General features: G+C 34.1%; 24 protein-coding genes. 10 read left to right on the top strand and 14 right to left on the bottom strand.

All coding sequences use genetic code 11. The features are described 5' to 3' along the window. Positions 1–69: 69 nt before the first annotated feature. Positions 70–1458, bottom strand: a complete 1389-nt coding sequence (gene fumC / locus M1D73_RS08565; protein WP_000456610.1) for a class II fumarate hydratase — start codon at positions 1456–1458, stop codon at positions 70–72. A 191-nt stretch (positions 1459–1649) separates the two neighbouring features. On the opposite strand from fumC, the gene M1D73_RS08560 reads away from it, so the two are divergent. Together M1D73_RS08560 and M1D73_RS08555 are read left to right on the top strand one after the other, a co-directional pair. Then, positions 1650–2360: an SDR family NAD(P)-dependent oxidoreductase gene (locus M1D73_RS08560; RefSeq protein ID WP_000759544.1), complete on the top strand. Its 711-nt coding sequence runs from the start codon at positions 1650–1652 to the stop codon at positions 2358–2360. Between the two features lie 16 nt (positions 2361–2376). Then, positions 2377–2757, top strand: a complete 381-nt coding sequence (locus tag M1D73_RS08555; RefSeq protein ID WP_000291863.1) for a MerR family transcriptional regulator — start codon at positions 2377–2379, stop codon at positions 2755–2757. Positions 2758–2797: 40 nt separating this feature from the next. Here the strand turns inward: M1D73_RS08555 and nhaC are convergent, their stop codons facing one another. The 4 genes from nhaC to M1D73_RS08535 all read right to left on the bottom strand — a co-directional run bounded on the left by nhaC (position 2798) and on the right by M1D73_RS08535 (position 7327). Then, entirely contained in the window at positions 2798–4201 is a 1404-nt protein-coding gene (gene nhaC, locus M1D73_RS08550; RefSeq protein WP_000843992.1) for a Na+/H+ antiporter NhaC, read from the bottom strand. Positions 4202–4664: 463 nt separating this feature from the next. Next, a complete protein-coding gene (locus M1D73_RS08545) occupies positions 4665–5324 on the bottom strand; it encodes a class I SAM-dependent methyltransferase (RefSeq protein WP_001104669.1) in 660 nt (219 codons plus the stop codon). A gap of 112 nt (positions 5325–5436) precedes the next feature. Further along, positions 5437–6321 carry a TIGR03943 family putative permease subunit gene (locus M1D73_RS08540; protein ID WP_121868195.1) on the bottom strand — a complete coding sequence of 295 codons (885 nt, stop codon included), beginning with the start codon at positions 6319–6321 and terminating at the stop codon, positions 5437–5439. A 13-nt stretch (positions 6322–6334) separates the two neighbouring features. Further along, positions 6335–7327: a permease gene (locus M1D73_RS08535; RefSeq protein WP_002195363.1), complete on the bottom strand. Its 993-nt coding sequence runs from the start codon at positions 7325–7327 to the stop codon at positions 6335–6337. Positions 7328–7495: 168 nt separating this feature from the next. Here M1D73_RS08535 and M1D73_RS08530 point away from each other — a divergent pair, with 168 nt between their 5' ends. Next, positions 7496–8683, top strand: coding sequence for a GTP-binding protein (locus M1D73_RS08530; protein WP_000757677.1), 1188 nt, complete (start codon positions 7496–7498; stop codon positions 8681–8683). Positions 8684–8718: 35 nt separating this feature from the next. Here M1D73_RS08530 and M1D73_RS08525 read toward each other — a convergent pair whose 3' ends face one another. Further along, on the bottom strand, positions 8719–9030 hold the full coding sequence (locus tag M1D73_RS08525) for a DUF3784 domain-containing protein (RefSeq protein ID WP_000879373.1): 312 nt from the start codon (positions 9028–9030) through the stop codon (positions 8719–8721). Positions 9031–9166: 136 nt separating this feature from the next. On the opposite strand from M1D73_RS08525, the gene M1D73_RS08520 reads away from it, so the two are divergent. Then, entirely contained in the window at positions 9167–10132 is a 966-nt protein-coding gene (locus tag M1D73_RS08520) for a DMT family transporter (RefSeq protein WP_000378080.1), read from the top strand. 16 nt (positions 10133–10148) lie between these two features. Then, the gene (locus M1D73_RS08515; RefSeq protein ID WP_121868199.1) at positions 10149–10820 is read left to right on the top strand and encodes a GntR family transcriptional regulator; all 672 of its coding nucleotides are present in this window, start codon (positions 10149–10151) and stop codon (positions 10818–10820) included. Positions 10821–10876: 56 nt separating this feature from the next. On the opposite strand, the gene fbpA is transcribed toward M1D73_RS08515, so the two are convergent. Next, complete coding sequence (gene fbpA / locus M1D73_RS08510; RefSeq protein WP_000098302.1) at positions 10877–11047, bottom strand: Fur-regulated basic protein FbpA; 171 nt, start codon at positions 11045–11047, stop codon at positions 10877–10879. 193 nt (positions 11048–11240) lie between these two features. Continuing rightward, positions 11241–12140, bottom strand: coding sequence for a cation diffusion facilitator family transporter (locus tag M1D73_RS08505; protein ID WP_000510034.1), 900 nt, complete (start codon positions 12138–12140; stop codon positions 11241–11243). A 210-nt stretch (positions 12141–12350) separates the two neighbouring features. On the opposite strand from M1D73_RS08505, the gene M1D73_RS08500 reads away from it, so the two are divergent. Continuing rightward, complete coding sequence (locus tag M1D73_RS08500) at positions 12351–13424, top strand: WD40/YVTN/BNR-like repeat-containing protein (protein ID WP_121868193.1); 1074 nt, start codon at positions 12351–12353, stop codon at positions 13422–13424. Positions 13425–13465: 41 nt separating this feature from the next. Here the strand turns inward: M1D73_RS08500 and M1D73_RS08495 are convergent, their stop codons facing one another. Both M1D73_RS08495 and M1D73_RS08490 read right to left on the bottom strand, forming a co-directional pair. Further along, complete coding sequence (locus tag M1D73_RS08495; protein ID WP_000653138.1) at positions 13466–14572, bottom strand: DUF4179 domain-containing protein; 1107 nt, start codon at positions 14570–14572, stop codon at positions 13466–13468. Next, positions 14569–15135, bottom strand: coding sequence for a sigma-70 family RNA polymerase sigma factor (locus M1D73_RS08490; RefSeq protein WP_000840007.1), 567 nt, complete (start codon positions 15133–15135; stop codon positions 14569–14571). Before M1D73_RS08490 ends, M1D73_RS08495 begins: the two co-directional genes overlap by 4 nt. A 252-nt stretch (positions 15136–15387) precedes the next feature. On the opposite strand from M1D73_RS08490, the gene asnB reads away from it, so the two are divergent. Then, positions 15388–17211 (top strand): asparagine synthase (glutamine-hydrolyzing), encoded by a 1824-nt coding sequence (gene asnB, locus M1D73_RS08485; RefSeq protein ID WP_071740384.1) that lies wholly within the window; start codon positions 15388–15390, stop codon positions 17209–17211. A 42-nt stretch (positions 17212–17253) separates the two neighbouring features. Here the strand turns inward: asnB and M1D73_RS08480 are convergent, their stop codons facing one another. Further along, entirely contained in the window at positions 17254–18081 is an 828-nt protein-coding gene (locus M1D73_RS08480) for a PP2C family serine/threonine-protein phosphatase (protein ID WP_002040904.1), read from the bottom strand. Positions 18082–18202: 121 nt separating this feature from the next. Between M1D73_RS08480 and M1D73_RS08475 the strand changes: the two genes are divergently transcribed. The 3 genes from M1D73_RS08475 to M1D73_RS08465 are packed head-to-tail and all read left to right on the top strand — an operon-like array spanning position 18203 to position 19819. Continuing rightward, entirely contained in the window at positions 18203–18613 is a 411-nt protein-coding gene (locus M1D73_RS08475; RefSeq protein ID WP_000282374.1) for a MarR family winged helix-turn-helix transcriptional regulator, read from the top strand. Then, on the top strand, positions 18597–18926 hold the full coding sequence (locus M1D73_RS08470) for a DUF3147 family protein (protein ID WP_121868192.1): 330 nt from the start codon (positions 18597–18599) through the stop codon (positions 18924–18926). The genes M1D73_RS08475 and M1D73_RS08470 overlap by 17 nt, the downstream gene beginning before the upstream one ends. Next, positions 18887–19819, top strand: a complete 933-nt coding sequence (locus M1D73_RS08465) for an alpha/beta fold hydrolase (protein WP_063225442.1) — start codon at positions 18887–18889, stop codon at positions 19817–19819. The genes M1D73_RS08470 and M1D73_RS08465 overlap by 40 nt, the downstream gene beginning before the upstream one ends. An 18-nt stretch (positions 19820–19837) precedes the next feature. On the opposite strand, the gene M1D73_RS08460 is transcribed toward M1D73_RS08465, so the two are convergent. The 3 genes from M1D73_RS08460 to M1D73_RS08450 form a co-directional block, all read right to left on the bottom strand. Then, the gene (locus M1D73_RS08460) at positions 19838–20209 is read right to left on the bottom strand and encodes a hypothetical protein (RefSeq protein ID WP_000461779.1); all 372 of its coding nucleotides are present in this window, start codon (positions 20207–20209) and stop codon (positions 19838–19840) included. Positions 20210–20298: 89 nt separating this feature from the next. Beyond that, a complete protein-coding gene (locus M1D73_RS08455; protein ID WP_000208265.1) occupies positions 20299–20874 on the bottom strand; it encodes a histidine phosphatase family protein in 576 nt (191 codons plus the stop codon). 113 nt (positions 20875–20987) lie between these two features. Continuing rightward, the gene (locus M1D73_RS08450; RefSeq protein ID WP_001214666.1) at positions 20988–22082 is read right to left on the bottom strand and encodes a serine hydrolase; all 1095 of its coding nucleotides are present in this window, start codon (positions 22080–22082) and stop codon (positions 20988–20990) included. Positions 22083–22117: the final 35 nt, after the last annotated feature.

Raw genomic sequence — 22117 nt, 5'->3', positions numbered from 1 at the left:
AGTAGATGAAACATAAAAATGAACATCAAAAAAGCCAAGATTCTATACTAAGAACCTTGGCTTTCTCTATTACTCTTTTGGAGCAATCATTTTCTTTGGATCTACAATTTCATCAAATTGCTCTTCTGTTAGTAGCCCAGATTGCAATGCTGCTTCTTTTAAAGTTAACCCTTCTTTATGAGCATGCTTCGCAATTTTCGCTGCATTTTCATATCCGATATGTGGGTTTAGCGCTGTTACAAGCATTAGTGAACGATTCACATTTTCATTAATTACTTCTTCATCTGCTTCAATACCAACTGCACAATTGTCATTAAACGAAACAATTGCATCCGCTAATAAGTGAGCTGATTGTAAGAAGTTATAAGCAATAACAGGTTTAAATACATTTAACTCAAAGTTACCTTGGCTCGCAGCAAATCCGATTGTTGCATCATTCCCCATCACTTGCGCTACAACCATCGTTAATGCTTCACTTTGCGTTGGATTTACTTTCCCTGGCATAATAGAGCTTCCCGGTTCATTTGCTGGAATAATAATTTCTCCAAGACCACTACGTGGACCACTTGCAAGCCAACGTACATCGTTAGCGATTTTCATTAAATCCGCAGCTAATGCTTTTAATGCACCGTGAGTATATACAACTTCATCATGGCTCGTTAATGCATGGAACTTATTTGGTGCAGAAACAAATTGTTTACCTGTAAATTGACTAATTTCCTCTGATACCATCTCACCAAATTTAGGATGAGCATTGATACCTGTTCCAACCGCAGTTCCACCAATTGCTAACTCTTTCATATATGTATTGCTCTCTGCAATCATACGCTCTGTTTTTTCAAGCATACGGTGCCATCCGCTAATTTCTTGCCCTAAAGTTAACGGCGTTGCATCTTGTAAATGTGTACGACCAATTTTTATGATATGTTCAAATGCAGTTACTTTTTCTACTAAAGTTTCTTTTAATTTCGTAATTGCTGGTAATACGTGATTTTCTACTGCGATTACACAAGCTACATGAAGCGCCGTTGGAAATGTATCATTTGAACTTTGTGACATGTTCACATCATCATTCGGATGAATATGTACGTCAGATCCCTTCTCTTTCAAAATTTGATTCCCACGATTTGCAATTACTTCATTCACATTCATGTTTGACTGTGTACCACTACCTGTTTGCCATACGACAAGCGGAAAATGTTCATTCCATTTCCCTGCAATCACTTCATCCGCAGCTTCTACAATTGCTTCTGCTTTTTCTTCTGATAGCTTTCCTAATTTTTGATTGCTAAGCGCTGCACTCTTCTTTAAAATTGCAAATGCTTTTACAATTTCAAGTGGCATTTGCTCTGTTCCAATTGGAAAGTTTTCTTTACTACGTTGTGTTTGTGCTGCCCATAATTTATCAGCTGGAACTTTTATTTCTCCTAATGTATCTCTTTCAATTCTGTACTCCATGTTTTCATCCCCTTGAAAATATAATACCTACATCTCTTATAATAACAGACTTTCTCTTAAATGATAAGAATTCTCACTCTTATATATAGATATTCTATATTTATTTTAAAAAATTCCTCTTGACCTAAACTTAAGTTTAGGCTGTATCCTTTCCATTGTAACCTACTATAACACTACTGGAGGAATTCAATATGAAAAAATATGCTTTTATAACAGGTGCAAATAAAGGAATTGGATATGAACTTGTTCGTCAATTAGCAGAAAAAGATTATCACGTATTTTTAGGTGCTCGTAATGAACAACTTGGACAACAAGCCGTAGAATCTTTAAATGTTTCAAACGTTTCCTATATTCAAGTAGATATTTCAAATTCACAATCCATTCAAGAAGCAATAAAGAAAATTTACGAAATGACTGACCACTTACATTTATTAATTAATAACGCAGGCATAGCGCTAGACTTCAATACACTACCTAGTGAATTAAATATTGAAACTTTACGCCAAGGATTTGAAGTTAATTTTTTTGGAACTTTCCAAATGATGCAAGCCTTTTTACCATTATTAAAGAATTCAAGCAACAGTAAAATAATAAATGTAACAACTGACATGGCCTCACTAACAATGTTTGCTAATGGTGAAACACATCCAATTAATACACTAGGATATAATTCTTCCAAAACAGCTATTAATGCTTTAACATTAGCTTTTAGTAAAGAATTTGCCACTAACGGTCCAGAAGTATTTGGGGTAACTCCTGGTTTTACAACTACGGATCTTAATGGAAATTCCCCTGGTGGCCATACAACCACTGAAAGTGCTAAAATTATTATTAAATATGCATTAAGTGAAACAAACTATAATGGTAAAATACTTAACAAAGATGGCATTATACCTTGGTAATAAAAGGATGAATGATATGTATTATACAATTGGGCAAGTCGCCAAAATGCAACATTTAACTATTTCTCAAATACGTTATTACGATAAACAAGGACTGTTTCCTTTTCTGCAAAGAAACGAAAAAGGAGATCGAGTTTTTGATGAAGAAGCACTGAAATATTTAGAAATGATTTTGTGTTTAAAAAACACCAGTATGCCAATTCAAAAAATAAAACAATTTATCGACTGGTCTATGGAAGGAGAATCTACCATCCTTCAAAGGTTAGCATTAATGAAACAACAGGAGACCAATGTCTTACAGCTCATGCAAGACACTGAAAAAAACTTAAAAAAGATACAACAAAAAATTGCTAAATATGAGAATGAAATAACTTCAGCAAATGCTATTAAAAAATAAAAAAATCACCTTCTACATATTGTAGAAGGTGATTTTTATTTTATGATGCTTGCTTTCCTTTATCTGCATCATCTACATACCAGATGAATTTGCCTGTATATCCGTAAATAACTGCTAAAATTAACGATACGAAGCTTAACCACATAAACGGAACGTATGAGAACGTTGCTACACCTAAAATACCAGCCATAAAAATACCATTATCAGACCATGGAACCATACCTGAAGTTAACGTTCCACCTACTTCTGAGTTACGCGCTAATACACGACGGTCTATTTTTAATTTATCATAGCTATCTTCCATAATTTTTGGTGTTAAAATTAGTGATACATACATCGCACAACCAAATATATTAGCTAAGAATGCCACGATTAATGTAGACAATGTTACATTACCTGCAGAATTTAATTTCTTCTCAAATTTTGATACGATTACTTTTAAAACACCTAGTTTTTCAAGTAATCCACCAAATCCTAAACCGAAAATAATAACGGCTACTGAGCCAAGCATGCCGTTAATTCCACCACGGTTTAATAACTTGTCAACAAACTCAACACCAGATTGAATTGAGAATCCGTTATAAGCTGTTCCAATCGCCTCTCCAAAGTTCATCCCTTGGAAAAGAGTTGCCCAAATTGCACCAATTAAAGCTCCCATTGCAATTGTTGGCATAGACGGTTTCTTCATCGCTAATAGAACGATAACAATGACCGCCGGAACAAGCATCCATATTTTAATATCAAATTGCTTTAATAAAGCTTCTTTTAAAAATTCTACTCGATTCAAATCTACATTATCGCCGCCATACATCCAACCAGCTACAGTAAACATAATACTAGTAATAATATAAGCCGGAACATCTAATACGAGCATAGCTCGAACGTGAGCAATAACATCTACTTTCGCCATAGAAGCTGCAAGAACTGTGCTATCAGAAAGTGGTGATAATTTATCGCCGAAATAAGCTCCTGAAAGAACTGCACCAGCAACAAGCGGAAGTGGTAAACCAAGTCCTTCACCAATCGCCATCATAGCAATACCTGCTGTTCCCACTGTTCCCCAAGACGTTCCTGTTGCGATAGAAGTTATAGAACAAATAATTAATGTTGCTAATAGGAATATGCTAGGGTGAATAAATTCTAATCCATAATAGATTAATGTTGGTACTACCCCACCAGCAATCCACGTTCCAATTAAAGCACCTACTGCAACTAAAATCAGTATTGCTTCTAATCCGTTAGAAATCCCTTTCGTAATTGCATCTTGCAATTCTTGATAACGAAATCCTAATCTTAATCCAAGCGCAATTACTAAAAACCATGAAATAAATAGCGCTAATTGAATTGGGAGATCAAAAATCGTTTGGAAGGAAAAGACAACAGCAAGAAATAGTAATAAAAGAACTATGATTTCTAGCATCGATGGTAATCTTACACTTTTCATTTTTTTCTCTCCTTACAAGTCGATAACATGACGTATGTCGTCTTACATGTATGTAATATACAATTAGCGAAGACAAAACAAAATTTTCATATTATTTCGATTTATTTTTCCAGTATAATATATTCACAACCCTTTCTATTGTAAAAGTAGATTACGTTTTTCGCAATGAAAAATATAAAAAATGTTGTATTTTTATTTATCCCGATATTTTCGGCCAATAAGACCTCCGCCTTAAAATTCAGTAAGTGCAAAGCACTTAGGTAAGAAATTAACTACTGTAAAATTCCGAATCGATATGAACATATTAAAGCTTCACTTTATTTACAAGGAACAATCCCATACTAACTTTTTTAATATTTGCTGCAACAAAACTTTTTACAACTATCTTAACTTTTTAATTCACACCATTATTTTCTACGCAAAAAATAGGGCACACATCCTTAAAATGATGTATGCCCTATCTTTATTTATACATATTTTGTATTTCTTCTTTATTTTTAAGTATTTCCTCAAACTTATCACTACAACCCTTCGGAAATAACACTCCCAGTCCATATGAATGCGCAAATTGAAAATGAGGGCACTTCGCTTTTACCTCATCCCAAAACTTATACACGCCGAAATCACCACTTCTAACTTCAATATCATGAAATAATACAATACCGTTTTTCGCGACTTTCGGTAGCCATGTATTATAATCGTGAGAAACAGCTTCATACGTATGATAGCCATCAATATGCAACAGATTTATCGTTTCATCTTGAAACCGGTCTACAGCATCATCAAAAGTAGATCGAATTAAATTTCCTATATTAAGGTAGTTATCGCTCACTACTTTTTCTACTATTTGAAAAACCCCTTCTCCATATGGACCTGTATGCCCATCTCCAGCCCAAGTATCTACTGCAAAGCATTTAGTCGATAACCCTCCATCTTTTACTCCTTGACAAAAACTGAAGAAAGAAGCACCTAGATGTGTACCTAACTCAACTAAAGTTTCCGGTTTTTCAAATCGTACTAAGTCATATGCAAAATCTAAATGTCCACTCCACGCAGATTGTGACCGAATAATAGGACTAAATGTTTCAAATTCAAATGATGGTTTATGAGTAACCCAGTTCATCGCATAACTCCTTCTGCACATATTTTTAACAAACCAAATTACTCTTATCTTTATTTTTTTATTGCCATGATTATGATTCTATTTCATGAAAATATGAAGAATTTATTCTTTTCTATTGAGGTAAAGCATCATATACATATGGGTCAGTTGGCTTATTAATTTTCTCGATTTTGTTTACTTTTACAAGTGGAAAGACTGTTCCTTTATATGTCGTTTCATCTAATAATCCTGTTATTTTCACCCATGTTTCTTCTGGAATTTTTTCAATATTTTTCCCGGTAACAATCATCCCCCAGACTGATGCATCCGCAATACAACAAGTTATACCATATCGAGCCACTACTGCTTTATTACCCGTCACATCTTTATCCTTATATATAAACCCTAAGAATGTAATTTCTTTCCCTTTAAACCAATTGACATTTTGACCAATTACATTCATTGTTTGAACATAATCCTTATCCTTTACTTGTAGTTTACGCTGTCCTAACATACTTTTTACTACTTGCTCTTCCGTTTTATAAGTCGTTGCTAAATTTGATGTTTCTTCTGGATCAACTGATACTTCTCGCCCATCAAACTTAACCTGTTTCCCCTCTTTTTCGTTCCTTTCTAGACTTCTCGACTGTACACTTTGATTCATACCCCTTTTTCCTGCTAAACTTCCATCAATTGTTACACTTCCAAAGAGAAAAGCACTAACTATCGGAACGACAAATAAAACATATACAAAGAAACTTTTTATCCCTGATTTTGATGTTATATGATGTTTACAACAATTACAATCATGCTGTTTTTCTCTTCCATCTCTCCAAACTTGTACAATACCAAAAATTAAAATTACTACAAAAGCTATATACGTAAATTTAATCATTTTTGGAGCGATAAAATTATAAATATTCCCTGTTACAAGTAGTTTAAATAAGAGCATTGCTAAACCAATTAAAATAATGCCACGTATATAGCGATGATATGCCTTCTGCTCCTCTTTCTCCATTCTTTCTCACCTCCTATAACATTATGATTTGCAGGATGGTATACACAGATGCAATGACAATTCCGATCAAAAAGAATACAAATCTCTTTTGAAAATATGCAAATAGCATTAACGTATTTTTCATATCAAGCATAGGCCCAAATACAAGAAATGCGAGAAGTGCCTTTACCGAGAAAACATGTCCAAAAGATGCCGCTATAAAAGCATCGGCTGCAGAGCAAATTGATAAAACATAACCAAATCCCATCATAATAAAGGGGGCAATTACTTCGTTATGTGCTACTGCATCCAGTACATTCCGATCAAAAAACGTTTGAAATACACTTGCTAAAAAAGCACCAATCAATAAATACTTACCAGTATCAAAAAACTCATCTACAATATGATTCATAACATCTTTCCAACTCTTTTTATTGCTTGTTTGAACTGAAACCTCTATATCTTTTAAAACATTTCTTTCGCGATAGCAATAATACACAATTAGACCTATGAATAGAGCAACTAAAATTGTTATCCCAAAGCGTGCATATACAACGTAATCATTTTTTGGAAACGCATATACAGTAGATAAAAGAACAACTGGATTCATAATGGGTGCACTCAGTAAAATAACAATGCCTACATGAAGTGGTAACCCCTTTTGAATGAGCCTTCTTACAATTGGTATAATGACACATTCACACATTGGAAAAAGAACTCCCACAAATACTGCCGGAATCATTGCAACAATCGGAGATTTCGGCAGTACTTTTTGAATCATATCTTCCGTCACAAACACTTGAATACATGAAGAAACAATTACCCCTAATAAAATAAAGGGTATTGCTTCAAAAATGATACTTAAAAATACTGTATTCACATTCAACCATTCCTGTGGCATATTTTTGTGCAAATTTGCTAGACTTGTAAAATCTACAAAAAATAATAAAAAGAGAAACATAGCGATAAGAGCTATGCCTACTAATTCTTTTGAAACTCTATTAAAGACCAAGCTTCTCGCCTCCATTTTATTTATATGTAAACATGTGCTTGTCCAAATGCTCCATACTACAGCACAAATTTTATAGTCTATTTCTATTCTTAAATCGTAATCATTATGATTTATTCTTGCTTTTTCTTTTCCTATCGTTTAACATAAAACGTAATCATTACGATTTAAAGGAGAGATCATTTCATGAAAAAAGTACCTATCACTGTATTAAGTGGTTTTTTAGGATCTGGAAAAACTACCTTACTACATCACATTTTGACTAATAAGAATAACTTAAAAGTAGCTGTTATCGTTAATGATATGAGCGAAGTAAACATTGATGCATCTCTTATAAAAAAGGGTGGTTTTTCACGTACGGAGGAAAAACTAGTAGAAATTCAAAATGGCTGTATTTGTTGTACACTACGAGAAGATTTAATGATAGAAGTGAATCGTCTTGTGGAAAATGGTGATATTGACTATATTATTATTGAATCTTCTGGTATAAGTGAGCCTATTCCAGTTGCTCAAACGTTTACTTATACAGACGAAGTTCTTAACATTGATTTAACGAAAAATTGTCGCCTCGATACGATGGTTACAGTTGTAGATGCAAACAGATTTTGGGATGATTTTGCAGATGGAGAAAGTTTATTAGACCGAAAACAAGCAATCGATGAGAATGATACCCGGGAAGTTATTGATTTATTAATAGATCAAATTGAGTTTGCAAACGTAATCATTCTTAATAAGATAGATTTGCTAGAAAAAGAAGATGTGATAGAGCTTCATCATTTACTAAAAAAATTAAATCCTAATGCAAAAGTTCTTGAATCTTCGTTTAGCAAAGTACCATTACAAGAAATTTTAAACACAAATCTATTTAATTATGAAGAAGCCAGTCAATCGGCCGGCTGGATACAAGAATTAAATAGTGACTATCATACACCGGAAACGGAAGAATACGGTATCAATTCCTTTGTTTACCGCCGCAAATATCCTTTCCATCCCGAGCGCCTTATGAATTGGCTAGAAAAATGGCCTTTAGATGTTGTAAGAGCGAAAGGATTCTTCTGGCTGGCATCTCGTAATAATATGATAGGGCTTCTATCTCAAGCAGGTTCCTCTATTACAATTCAAGGAGCCGGTGAATGGATAGCCGCATTACCTGAAACTGAAAGAAATCAAATGATTGCAGAAGAACCAGAAGTATTAAAAAACTGGGACGAGCGATATGGAGATCGAATAACTGAGCTCGTATTTATCGGTATTGATATGAATCGTTCTGTGATTGAACAATCATTAGATGATTGTCTATTAACAGAAAAGGAAATGGGACAAAAGTGGAATACATTTATTGATCCTATTCCGGCTTTTACTTATACTTCATAATAATTAATAAAAGGCTTCAGTAGAATGAAGCCTTTTTACTTTATAGCACTCTTATTTAATAGGTTTGCTTTAATTATAAATACAATTGTACCTAAAACAATTAATATAGCATATACGATACCAACTACATCCCCTATTTTTTCCAAGCCAAGCGGTAATATTATAGTAGCAACTCCAACTATATAAGAAAATGCTCCTGAAAGCTTCGCTAATTTATTTTTATCTCCAACAAACGTTTCTTCTTGATATCCTGCTAACAAAAACAACCTCTTTTTCACATGTATTTGATACCCTAAAAAAATGATAAGTAACCCAACAAATAAACAAACTAAAAATCCAGCTAACATATACTCCCCCTCCTCTACAATATTTTACTATACACAAAAAATAAAATTAGAAATTTCAGTTTATTAACGAGTTATTCTGTGATATATTGCATATTGTATTCAATTTATATTTTTAGAAAGGAGAATTTTAAATCATATGGATTCAAATCGATTAAAAGGAATTATAATGGTCATAATCGGTGCTTGTTTATGGGGCTTGTCTGGTACAGCTGCACAACAGCTTTTTCAATATGACAATGTTTCAACCGAATGGTTAGTTACGATCCGTTTACTTATATCTGGAATTATTTTGCTCATTATTTCCTCATTCGGAACGAGAAAAAAAGAGATATTTGGCATTTGGAAACAAAAATCTGATGCTATTAAAATGATTTTGTTTGGTCTATTCGGTATGCTTGCTGTACAGTATACGTATTTCGCTTCAATTAAAGAGGGAAATGCTGCCGTGGCAACATTATTACAATATTTAGCTCCTATATTCATCACTGTATACTTACTTTTCAAATGGAACGTTCGTCCATCAAAAATTGATTTCATTTCAATTACCCTTTCATTAGTAGGCACTTTTCTCTTACTAACAAACGGGTCTGTTCATAACTTGGCTGTTTCTACACCAGCTATTATTTGGGGTATTTTATCTGGATTATCTCTCGCTTTTTATAGTTTATATTCAAAGGAATTGTTAGAAAAATGGTCTTCCTCCGTTATCGTTGGATGGGGCATGATTATTGGGGGTATTGGTGTAACGATTGTACACTTTATTTCTACAAACGAATTCATTTTATTATCAACTATGAAATATGTAAAACTAAGTACCCTACCGCTCATCACATTTGTCGTCATTTTCGGGACACTTATTGCCTTTTATTTATACTTAGACAGCATACGATACCTGACTCCGAAAGAAACAACATTATTTGGTTGCACAGAACCACTCGCAGCTATTATTTCTTCTGTACTTATATTGCACGTGCCATTTCAATCTTTTCAGTTATTAGGCGCTTTTTGTGTCATTGTAATGGTGCTCATCTTAAGCCAAAAACCGGATGAAGGGAAACAAAAATTAAAGCTTGTTCATGCAAAAAAGGAAAATATACAATGAAAGGATTGAATTCACTATGCCTATCCCTCAAAATTATAAAAAACCAGGAAGAATTTCAGCAAAATCACTCGTTTTAAATCAACTACAAAATTGGATTATTGAAGGTGTACTGAAGCCCAATGAAAAAATTAATGATGGGGAATTGGCTGAGGCACTAGGAGTAAGCAGAACACCTGTAAGGGAAGCACTTCAAATATTAGAGCTTTCTGGATTAGTGGAAATGGTACCAGGGCAAAAAACGAAAATTGCTCCTATTAAGTTAGACGACGTATCTATCATTTATGAAACGATGGCTGGTCTTCACTCTATTATAGGAAAGCAAGCTCTTCAAAACATTACAGACGCTGATATTCAAATACTTTCTGAAATAAATGATCATTTTCAGCACTCTATAGAGAAAAAAAACGCAAAACAAGCTTTAAAATTAGATATACAATTCCACAATACAATTTCTTCTATTGCTAAAAACCAATATATTGAACCCTTTCTAGAAAATATGCAACTTCACGTTTTACGTCTTGAATATTTGTTTTTCCAAAACTTTGTTCCAGCAAGTCAATCTATTGAAGAACATCACTCTATCATTCAAGCATTACAGAAGCAGGACGAAAAACAAATGGAACAAATAATGACCCACAACTGGCTCCGTCCCATGAAAGAAATACAAAAAATAATTTCTACGAAATAAAAAGAGAGCTGGTTACACAAAATCGTAACCAGCTCTCCTTTTACTAATCTATATAGCTACGCCTGAATATTTGCATAATCTTCCATATCTTCGTACTCTTTTTCCAATTCCTCTAAAGACAGCTCGTATAATTGTCGGTCGCGAATCTTAAACACACCTGCTCCAATTAACTCATCAATTAAATGCCTCTTACGATTTTCAACAGCAAAACGGAGTTGACTACTCATCTTTTAAAAAACTCCTTTCTACGATCATTGAAAATGATAATCTTTATCAATTACCACTTTTGATTATAAAAGATGACTCTTTATAAGTAAAGTAATTTCATGAAATATTTACCTTGCAAAGTATTTGTGGCCACATTATATATATGTATGCCGTGCGAAAAATGTTATGACACTTTTTCTTATCCTTTTTCTTTCATACTTTGCAAGTTGTCTCATCGTGATGAAATTCACCATCTATTTCTACTTGAATGGTGACATGTTCTACATGAAATTTCTCCTTTAATACATACGTAGCCTCTTTTAATACACTTTGCGTTTCATTCCCTTTAATAATAAGATGACATGTTAATACTTGAAAATCTGATGTGACAGACCATATGTGCAAATCATGAACTTCTTTGACAATCGGAATATTTAATAACGTACTTTTTACCTCTTCAACATTTATGTGCTGTGGTGCACCTTCCATTAATATATGAACCGTATCACGTGTTACACGCCATCCACTAATAATAACTAAAATAGACACAAGAATACTAGCAATCGCATCTGCAGCAGTCCATCCGAAAAATTTAATAAGTAACGCAGCAATGATCGCTCCGACGGAACCCAATAGATCGCCTAGTACGTGCAGGAAAGCACTTCTTAAATTCAAATTACCTTTCACATCTCCGCCTCTCATTAATATCCAAGCTGATAAAATATTAATAAGCAGACCAAGGACTGCAATAATGAGCATCCCATTACTAGCAATCTCAACTGGTTCTTTAAAACGACGGATTGCTTCAATAAAAATGTATACCGAAATGACAATAAGAACGACACCGTTACATAATGCTGCTAACATTTCGACTCGCTTATACCCGTATGTTTTCGCAGTTGTTGCTGTTTTTTCTCCGAGCTTAAACGCAAGTAAACTTAAAGCTAAAGATACTGCATCACTTAGCATATGCCCTGCGTCAGATAGTAGTGCTAAGCTATTTGTTACAAAGCCACCAACAACTTCTGCAATCATAAAACTTGTTGTTAGTAGGAAGGCAATTAGTAATGCCTTTTTATTTTTTGAATGACCATGATCATGCGAATGTCCCATACTTATACTCCTTTAAGTACAATATCTGTATGTTAGTATGAAACAAACTCCCCATCTTTATCCCGAATCGACTGATTGTAAACGCCCGCTTCCTCTGTATACACACTTCGCTATTTTTTAGACAATCCCTTTTTCTCAAATAAAACAAGACTACTTCTTTTTTATTTTCATATTGTTTACTAATGAAAGAATTTTAAGGAGGTTACTTAAATGAAACGTTTATTTCTCTGTATGGAACGTGAACTTGTTGTAGTGAAAGAACAATATGATAACTATGAAACGACTTACCACTTACAAAATATGCAACCTACCTGTATCGCTGTTGATCCGTTCCACCCAAACCGTGTATATTGCGGAACATTCGGACGAGGTCTATGGTTAAGCGACGATAGCGGGGATTCATGGAGACCAATTGGAGATTCTTATCGTTACTTTGATTTCCCTAAAGAAGATGGTATTTTACACTCCTCTATCACTTCCATAACAATAAGCTCAAATGAACAAGTGAACGGATATGGGGTCGTTTATGTCGGCACAGAACCGAGCGCTTTATTTCGCTCTGAAAATGGTGGTGAAACGTGGACTGAACTTAAAAATATGAAATCATTATTATCTTCTTATACGTGGGCTTTCCCGCCTAGACCTTTTACCCATCACGTACGCTGGATTACAGTTGATCCAAACAACCCTAATACAATACACGTTTCAATCGAAGCTGGTGCTGTTATTCAAAGTAATGATAAAGGGCATACATGGATTGATAAAAAATTCGGTTCTCCTATCGATGCTCATCAATTACTTATGCACCCTGAAGCACCAAATCGTCTTTATGCATCATGTGGTGACGGATTTATGGGCGGACCTGATCGTGCTTATCTTGAAAGTTATAACAATGGAAACAGCTGGATCTCATGTAGTGAAGGACTTGAACATCATTATTTATACAGCATGACAATTGATCCAGCTGATTGCAATACGATTCTCGTTTCAGCTGCACCGAGTGCTGATCTGGCTCATCACCGTATCCCTTATGAATCTTATATTTATCGAAAAACGAAAGATACTCCGTTCCAGCAAGTACAACAAGGACTACCATCTGCAATCGGTACAGTCATTTCGATGTTTGCTACAAACGAAGCCGAACCACATACGTTCTACACGTTAAATAACAATGGCGTCTTTCAATCCAATGATAGCGGCGAATCATGGGAACAACTAAACATTCCGTGGAAAGATGAATATAAAACGCAGCATCCGCATGCACTACTCGTTACTAGTTCTTAACGAAAAAGAGACTGCCTAAATGGTTTTAGGCAGTCTCTCTTTTATTTCTTTAAATCAATGACGATATCATCTAACACAATATCTTTACTCTTCGCTTCTTTTTTCGGCACTTCTATTTTCTTCTCTTTTCCATTCACATACTCTACTCCACCATGATTTTCAGGTGTATGAACTCGCAAGTGTACACGAGGTGTAACGATAAGCTTTGTTGCATTTTCGTTTAACTTTTGGAATGTAGAACTCCAACTACTTTTGTGCGGTTCGGCTACTGTACTAGTTCCGCCATTTCCTTCACCAGCATATTTATTTCCTAAATCATCTTTTATTTCTAATTCCACATCAGCGCTATCCCATATACTTCTTAATACTTTAGATTCTTCCTGATTGAAAAAAACGATAAATGACATCGGAGTTACTTCCATTTTGTCTATATTTACTTTTATTAATTCATTTTCAGAAACCCTATTAACCTTTACTTCTTTACTCTCCATTGCTTTTAAACTAAGTGCGAAGTTCCAATTCCCCTTAATTGAATTACCTTTATAATCCAACTCAATCTCTTCCATATTCCACCAAACGTTTGCAACATCTAACCTTTTACTACTATTACCACTCATCGTAGTCATACCTACGTACTTTTTCTCTCCAACTTTTGTTACTTGAGAGCTTCCTCCCCCGCCATTAAACCCCATCACCTGCGGATATCCAAATATATTTGGCTTCTCACCTAAATCTTTATCACTCTCAATAGAGTATGTGATTGTGATTGTTCTACCATCGAACACAGCATCATTAATTGTAACCTTAACCCCATTACTCTCCCTTGTCATATTCAACTCAGTCGAAAACTCTTTATAATTTTCATATAACCCTGTTCTACCATTATCTAATAATCGGAATATGTCACCGACAATTGGCAATCCCCCCGCATATGTAGGAAATCCGATACCGAGTGTTGCAACTGATAATCCTACTAAAATAGATGCAGCAGCCACACCTTTTTTCCAACTTTTCATCTTTTTCTTCGTACGTATCGATTGTTTTACATTTCGTTTTACTTTTTCCTTTTCAATTTCAGAAGCCTCAATTTCTTCTAGTTCTTTTTCGTCTATATCAATATCATTTAATAGTTCATAAATGTCTTTCATATTGCACTACCTCCAAAACTAATATTCGTAGCATTTTGTTGTAGTTTCTTTTTCCCACGGTACACTCGATTATCAATTGCTGCCCGAGTTAATCCTAACTTGTCACCTATTTCCTCTGTCTTCATACCAAGTAAATATTTCATAATGAACACCTTTTGATCTAGCGGTTCTAATTGATTAATGAGCTTCAATAATTCTTCCCTATCTTCCATAACGATTAATTCGTCTTCTGCTGATTTTTCTGTACTGATATGAAACTCATCTGAAATGATTTCTACCGTTTTAGTCGATTTCCGGTAATAATCAATTGCTTTAAACTTTGCAATCGCTGCAATCCACTTTTTAAAATCACTCGGCTCTCCATGAAATTTATTTGCGTTATTCCAAATGGAAAGAAATATATCGTTTATACATTCCTCTATGAGTCCATCATTTTGAATGGGAAGTAGAACTTTATGCGTGATCCCCTTTATGAGTGGTAAGTATGTATCGACAACAAATTCTAACGCGTCTTCTTTTTGCCGCTGTAATCTTTTTATAAAATTTTTCTCATTTGATTTCATGTAGCGATTCCCCTTATTGTTTTGTAAAAGCTTTTACACCCTATATAACGTCTGAGAAAATTTTTTCTCTCATCTTTTTATTTTTTGGAATACTTTCCCTTAGCCATTGTCTCACATAACTATGCGTTCAAAGAAAATTTTCTCAAGTCTGTAATTTAATTCATGTAGTACACTATTTATATAGTCACTTTTTAACTTAGTGTACATTTTATTTCGTTAATCTACTATTTTAATTTAGGAGATGAGATGTGTATGTGTGGAATTACAGGTTGGGTAGATTGGAAGGAAGACCTTTCAAATCAACATGTTATTTTAAAAAAGATGGCAAATAGTATTGAGCATCGTGGTCCAGATGCTGAAGGATTTTGGTTTTCACCTCATGCGGCCTTTGCACACCGGCGTTTAATTGTAATTGATCCAGAAGGCGGGACACAGCCGAAGACATTCCGTGCTGGTGATTATACGTATGCTCTTACTTATAATGGAGAAATTTATAATTTCCGTGAACTTAAAGAGCAGCTTCAAAAATGTGGGCATGCATTTGAAACCCATTCAGATACAGAAGTATTACTACATGCTTATTTAGAATGGAAAGAAGACTGCGTACAACATTTAAACGGAATTTTCGCTTTCGCCTTATGGGATGATCAGAAGCAACAATTATTTTTAGCGCGTGATCATTTAGGTGTAAAACCACTCTTTTACACAGAAAGAAATGACAGCATTATTTTCGGATCTGAAATAAAAGCATTATTAGCGCATCCATCTGTTCCTGCTGAAATTGATGCGGATGGCATAAATGAAATATTTGGATTAGGCTTATTTCGAACTCCTGGATGTGGCGTCTTTAAACATATTCAAGAAGTGCGTGCTGGACATTCTATAACATTTACACGTCATAAAAAAGTAGTTACGAAGTATTGGAATTTAGAAAGTAAGTTCCATACAGACTCTATAGAAGATACATCTTCGCATATTTTATCTATTTTACAAGATACAGTAAAAAGACAATTAATTGCCGATGTTCCTCTCGTTTGTATGTTATCAGGCGGATTAGACTCTAGCGGTATTACTGCACTTGCGGGTAAAGAATTTGCTGCGGAAAATAAAACACTTCATACGTATTCCGTTGACTTTGTAAATAGTGCAAAAGATTTCGAGCTGACATTTGCTCGCACTGGTTTAGACGCTCCTTGGGTAAAACGCGTTTCTGAACATGTAGGGACAGCGCATCATGATATTATTGTGAATGCTGAAGAATTAGCAAATCACTTATTCGTTCCCCTTCATGCGAAAGATTTACCAAGTGCTGGTGAAATGGAAACTTCACTATATTTACTATTTTGCGAAATGAAAAAAGATGCGACCGTAGCTTTATCCGGTGAATCGGCTGATGAAGTATTCGGTGGATACCCTTGGTTTCATCAAGAAGAATTACTATATGTAGATAAGTTTCCTTGGCTAACAAATTGGAAAAATACATCTCCTCTTCTACTAAATGAAGTAAGTAACCAATGTAATCTAGAAAACTATATTGATACACGATTCCAAGAAGCGATACTTGAAGTACCTACTCTTGAAGGGGAAAGTAAAAAATCCGCGAAACAACGCCAAATGTTTTATTTATTTTTAACAAGATTCCTTCCTTTCTTACTTGACCGTAAAGATCGTATGAGTATGGCTGTTGGATTTGAAGTTCGTGTACCGTTTTGCGATTATAGATTAGTTGAATATTTATGGAATGTTCCTTTCAACATAAAAAGTATTGATAATATTGAAAAAGGCATTTTACGTAGAGCACTACAACCAGCTTTACCTGACGATGTACGTAATAGAAGAAAAAGCGCTTATCCAACTTCACAAGATCCACACTACTTACAAACAATCCGTAATTTAACACTTGATATGTGTAGCAATAAAAACAATCCTATTTTCTCACTTATTAACCATTCCATCTTACTTTCAATTGCTGATCAAAGTAATAAAGAGATTAACAATTTTGAAGCAAGAAGTGCCATGGAGTATATGCTACAAGTAAATGAATGGTTAAAAACATATCACATCCATATTGCTTAACAAAAAGGAGTTCAAGGATAAAAACCTTGAACTCCTTTTATATTAATTAGCACATTGTTTATTATCAGTATCAATAGACCATCCAATAATCGTGGCACAGTCTCTACCTTTCCACTGCAGTACATTTGTTAATACGGGCTCAATCTGCAAGCTATTTCCGTCGTGTAATATTTCTACTAAAGATTGATCATCATCAAACCTTCGTTTGTCACACTCTAAAATACCGTCCGTTGCCATTACAATGTGATTCATTCCTTTTTCTAATCCTCTTACACCTGACGTAAAGCAAGGTGTATTTGCTGCAAAAATATTTTTCCTGCCAATATATTCGTAATTCTTCCGTTTATTTAATCGTCCTTTTCCATTTTTCGTTTTCTCAGAATGGAATAAATACGCGAAACAATCACCAACTGATAACCAATATAAAAATTCGCCTTTTCGTAAACAAATTAAGCAAGCGAGTTCCTCATCATCTTGATCACACTTTTTAATAAATAACTCATCTGTAAATAACGCTAATAAGTACATATGTGTATGATGGAAAGCTAAATGTATTGGATATGAGAATAACTCTTTTAGTTTTTCTTTTCTTTCCGAAATCGCTTCTATTATATAATCTATATTTTTTGTTTTGTGATGTGTATCAAAAATCATAACAAATTCAAATTGTAATTCAGGATCCCACCAAGCCAGCACCGCATCTCCTCGTTCATATGCATCACTCTCTTGATTTCCCCCATATACGCCGACTGAAAGAGGACCACATTTTTCAACATGTATTTCATCTACATACATCTGTTCATGACTAATCCATTTGAATGTATTCACAGCTATCATCCTCTCTCTTGCTAAATGTATACCTTTACACATAGATTACCTTATATTTCAATAAAAATAAACTTTTTCAACATTTTTTATCCAAATAAAAGGGTTTTATTTCTGAAATCACGAATATATCTTACTATACGATATAAAAAGGAGATTTATTATTATGTACAACATTAATCAACATTGGGAGAGCATTTATTATCACTTACGATACGAATACGAGGACAACCTTTCCCACCAAGCAATTCGTATTTTACAAATCGTTTCTCGTGAGAAAGATATAACAATTGGAAAAGTCGCTACTGAGCTTAGTCTTTCTCATAACACAGCATCTGAACATATAAAACGCCTTATTCAAAAGGGTTTCATCGTTAAAGAGAGAAATAAAAAAGATGAAAGAGTGGTAAACCTTACATTAACAATTGAAGGAATTGAAGGATTAGAAAAACATACTTTACTAGATAAAGAAAAGATAAAAATATTAGAATCACAGTTATCAAAAGAAGAACAACAATTAATTGAAAAAGCATTTTCGTTATTAGCGAAGGAGGCAAAATATGCATTTCCTCGTTAAAGTAATCGTTTCGGCACTTATTATTGGCATTATCACTGAAGTCGCTAAACATTACAGTACGATAGGTGGCTTTATTGCTTCCCTTCCTCTCGTGAGTTTACTTAGTTTATTTTGGATTTCATTCGAAGGCGGAAATAAACAAGAATTGAGTCAATTTGCTTTAGGGGTATTATATGGATTCCCCGCATCAGCACTACTATTATTTATTGTCTATATTGGTTTAAAAAATTCATTTACACTTAGTACATCTGTCCTACTTGGTATAGGTGTTTGGTGTATCGTTTTTGCTTGTCAAAAATTATTTCAAGCTTAGGAGGAATTAACATTCATAAATTTGTAGAAATAATGGGGCAAAATATAGAAGTACATATAAAAGGAGATGGTAAACAAACTGTAGTCATTCAAACCGGAATGACTTGCTCATTTTATGATTGGTTTCCTATTATAGAAAAGCTTTCAGAGCACTTTACAGTTGTTTCATACCATCGCCCAGGTTACGGAAAAAGTGATTTAGGCAATCAGCCGCGTACAATAAGGCACGTTACAAAAGAGCTACATATGTTACTAAACAAACTAGCTATTCAAGAACCATTTATTCTAATCGGTCATTCCTATGGAGGATTATGTGCACAACATTTTGCGATGTTACATGAAGATAAGCTGCAAGCACTTATTTTAGTTGATTCTACTTCGATGAACTTACACCGTTTAGATGAACTTCATTTACCAATTTCTGATCAAACTGATTCTGATGATGTTTGGTTTCAAAAATATAATATATATTCCAAAATGGATGTAGACACACTTTATAATGAACTAAAACCTATTCTCACCGATCAATCAAAACAGCAAATTGAATTCTCTACCTCGCCTTCATTATATAAAGCGACAGCTTCTGAACTATCGGAGTGGAAAAACTGTGCTCTCTTACTAAAAGAGCTATGTAAAACATTAGAAATACCATTAATCGTTATCGGTAGAGATCCTCAATATTCTATTACTCAATTGACTAATGGTGGCATGCCAAAAGAGGAAGCAACACAACTTGAAGCAATGTGGCAAGAACTAATTCACGAACAATTACACCTCTCAACTAACAGCCAATATATTCTTGCCGAACATGCTAGTCACGGTATAGAAAATGATCGACCAGATATTATTATTGAGGCGATTCATTTCTTACAAATAAAAAAAGGAAGCAACTAAAGCTGCTTCCTTACTTATCTATTCATAATCTTCTTCATCATCGATTTCTTCGTAATATGAACTTCCATTACTTACATATATAGGGCCATTCGCAACATCAATACGTAGTACCCACGCCCATGGCACAGCTAAACGTTTATGTATCGCTCGCCAAAAGCTCATTGATTTTCTTTCGTACTCCTGGAACTCCTGAAGTAACTCTTTGTAGGAGGAACCGTCTAACTGAATATTTGCTTCTAACAAACGAGAATGGGCATAGTACTGTAACTCTAGTTCAGCAGCAATTTCCATTTCTTCTTCCGTTGCCATACCAATGATTGTTCCATCTTCTGGTGCAATTTCATATACGTTTTGAACTTCAATAAGCCCTTCTTTCTCTTTCTCAAACATGTAAACAGCCTCCTTTAACATATATTTTTTATGTTACAAAGTCATACTTCTACAATAACTTCTCTCTTTCCTCTTTTTTTGATAAACTTTTACAAAATATTTAACCGATGACCTGTTTTCTCTATTCTTTCAGCAGAAATGAAACGATTTTTATCAAAATTTAATTTATACACATCAGGCATATGAAGTGTTTTCCAAAACTCAAAATCATATTTCGAATTAAAATAATTCATGAGTAATACCATAATATTTCCATGCGTACCTATTACAATATTCTTACCTTCATATTGTTTTAATATATTTTGCATACATATTACAGCGCGCCTTTGTGCGATATCATTCGATTCTCCGCCTTCGTATGCAAAACTCCAATCTTCCCACACATTCTGCATAGCATCATTAAAATTTGATACTGGCTCTGTGCTCAATAATCTTTCACGCAAATCTTCTTCTGTTTGTATTGATAATTTATATGTATTCGCAATTCCTTGTACAGTTTGGATTGCTCTTTTGTACGGACTAGAAATAACAACATCAATATGTTTATCTTTTAATAAATGTGTTACATTCTCTGCATCACAGTGCCCTTTTTCAGATAAAGGTCGTTCCCGTTCTTCTTTTGTATATGTAGAATGGGCATGGCGAACGAAATATATTGTTGTCATTTTTCAACCTCCTTTCTTATTTTCAATTCATATTCAATAATAAGATTGGAAAATCCTGTATTACAAAAGAGCACTTTTCATAAGTGCCCCTTTGTTTACATAATAAAATTATTTCATTGTAATTTATTTCTGAATTCCTCACTTATGACAATATCTCGAATAAAGTAATCCATATTACTTAGAAGCTTTTCAAATGCTTTTTCACTCAAATTGTTCATCATAAAGACAATCTCAATCTTATTCCCTTTTTTATCAGTACCATAGAAACTATTTGTTAATACAAATGCAGTAGAACCACCTTTCTGTCCAGCAAATTCGAACATACCCTCTCCTACGGTTCCTTTAAATATATTCTCAATCTCACCTTGCATTTGTGGTGTAAAATAATTTCTGCTATTTATCTTTTCCAGTAAACTCATGTAATCCTTCGCATTTGCACCTATAAACCGATCTGACCAAATACGCTGAAAGTCCATATCGGCTTTTAAAGATATCTCGCGTTTTGTCCATTCTTTCTCGTCTTTCATCCATTCATGTATTTGCCATACATGCTTAACATATTCATCATTAGACATATTACGTAGCTTGTCCAATGCTTTATTTTGAGGAATATGCAGTTCTTTTTCAACATAGCCCCTCATATATAATGCCCCTGTATACGTTGGATAAAATTCATCGTGACTATTTAAGCCTAACTCTTTCAAACTTTCATTTATCCGCGCTGCTCCAAGCTTGTCTAATAAATATGATGCATTCGCATTCGAACTATAATGGATCATTCCTTTCACTACTTCTTCTAAAGAAGTTTGACCACCCTTCACTAACTCTTTAACTTTTACATCATCTAGCCATGCAGGGTGTGCACCACCATCAGTATTTTTCACATAGTATTTTTCTAATTCTTTCAATGAAATTTGCTCGTCTTTTCTTATTTTCCCTTCAGCTACTTGCTTAGCATATTCAATTGCTATAATGATTTTCGACATACTTGCTAGCGGTAGTTTTTCTTTTTCATTTATTGATGTCAATGTTTCACCATTTCTTTTAACAATTAAAGAAGTTGTTTTATCATCCTTATGTTCTTTTATGTAATTTAGCACATAATTAGAGTCTTCTTTGGAATTGACATATTCCTTCACTGAAAAGAAAGCTATACAGCCTACTATAGTAATTCCAGCTATAATTCCAACAACTTTTAATCCCCTCATGATACTCCCCCTAAAATAAACATATTATATATTAT

It is taken from the genome of Bacillus sp. PK3-067, assembly GCF_056738645.1.
Note: the sequence above shows the minus strand (reverse complement) of the source record. Positions and strands in the feature narration are given on the sequence as shown.

Excerpts from the sequence above, each read along its gene's own strand:
- M1D73_RS08470 (WP_121868192.1), top strand. The coding sequence starts at position 18,597 with ATGCATTTCCTCGTTAAAGTAATCGTTTCGGCACTTATTATTGGCATT.
- M1D73_RS08520 (WP_000378080.1), top strand. The coding sequence starts at position 9,167 with ATGGATTCAAATCGATTAAAAGGAATTATAATGGTCATAATCGGTGCT.
- M1D73_RS08560 (WP_000759544.1), top strand. The coding sequence starts at position 1,650 with ATGAAAAAATATGCTTTTATAACAGGTGCAAATAAAGGAATTGGATAT.
- M1D73_RS08450 (WP_001214666.1), bottom strand. The coding sequence starts at position 22,082 with ATGAGGGGATTAAAAGTTGTTGGAATTATAGCTGGAATTACTATAGTA.
- M1D73_RS08475 (WP_000282374.1), top strand. The coding sequence starts at position 18,203 with ATGTACAACATTAATCAACATTGGGAGAGCATTTATTATCACTTACGA.
- fumC (WP_000456610.1), bottom strand. The coding sequence starts at position 1,458 with ATGGAGTACAGAATTGAAAGAGATACATTAGGAGAAATAAAAGTTCCA.
- fbpA (WP_000098302.1), bottom strand. The coding sequence starts at position 11,047 with ATGAGTAGTCAACTCCGTTTTGCTGTTGAAAATCGTAAGAGGCATTTA.
- M1D73_RS08480 (WP_002040904.1), bottom strand. The coding sequence starts at position 18,081 with ATGTGTAAAGGTATACATTTAGCAAGAGAGAGGATGATAGCTGTGAAT.
- M1D73_RS08460 (WP_000461779.1), bottom strand. The coding sequence starts at position 20,209 with ATGTTTGAGAAAGAGAAAGAAGGGCTTATTGAAGTTCAAAACGTATAT.
- M1D73_RS08500 (WP_121868193.1), top strand. The coding sequence starts at position 12,351 with ATGAAACGTTTATTTCTCTGTATGGAACGTGAACTTGTTGTAGTGAAA.
- M1D73_RS08515 (WP_121868199.1), top strand. The coding sequence starts at position 10,149 with ATGCCTATCCCTCAAAATTATAAAAAACCAGGAAGAATTTCAGCAAAA.
- M1D73_RS08555 (WP_000291863.1), top strand. The coding sequence starts at position 2,377 with ATGTATTATACAATTGGGCAAGTCGCCAAAATGCAACATTTAACTATT.
- M1D73_RS08530 (WP_000757677.1), top strand. The coding sequence starts at position 7,496 with ATGAAAAAAGTACCTATCACTGTATTAAGTGGTTTTTTAGGATCTGGA.
- M1D73_RS08535 (WP_002195363.1), bottom strand. The coding sequence starts at position 7,327 with ATGGAGGCGAGAAGCTTGGTCTTTAATAGAGTTTCAAAAGAATTAGTA.
- M1D73_RS08540 (WP_121868195.1), bottom strand. The coding sequence starts at position 6,321 with ATGGAGAAAGAGGAGCAGAAGGCATATCATCGCTATATACGTGGCATT.
- M1D73_RS08505 (WP_000510034.1), bottom strand. The coding sequence starts at position 12,140 with ATGGGACATTCGCATGATCATGGTCATTCAAAAAATAAAAAGGCATTA.
- M1D73_RS08455 (WP_000208265.1), bottom strand. The coding sequence starts at position 20,874 with ATGACAACAATATATTTCGTTCGCCATGCCCATTCTACATATACAAAA.
- asnB (WP_071740384.1), top strand. The coding sequence starts at position 15,388 with ATGTGTGGAATTACAGGTTGGGTAGATTGGAAGGAAGACCTTTCAAAT.
- M1D73_RS08495 (WP_000653138.1), bottom strand. The coding sequence starts at position 14,572 with ATGAAAGACATTTATGAACTATTAAATGATATTGATATAGACGAAAAA.
- M1D73_RS08525 (WP_000879373.1), bottom strand. The coding sequence starts at position 9,030 with ATGTTAGCTGGATTTTTAGTTTGTTTATTTGTTGGGTTACTTATCATT.
- nhaC (WP_000843992.1), bottom strand. The coding sequence starts at position 4,201 with ATGAAAAGTGTAAGATTACCATCGATGCTAGAAATCATAGTTCTTTTA.
- M1D73_RS08490 (WP_000840007.1), bottom strand. The coding sequence starts at position 15,135 with ATGAAATCAAATGAGAAAAATTTTATAAAAAGATTACAGCGGCAAAAA.
- M1D73_RS08545 (WP_001104669.1), bottom strand. The coding sequence starts at position 5,324 with ATGAACTGGGTTACTCATAAACCATCATTTGAATTTGAAACATTTAGT.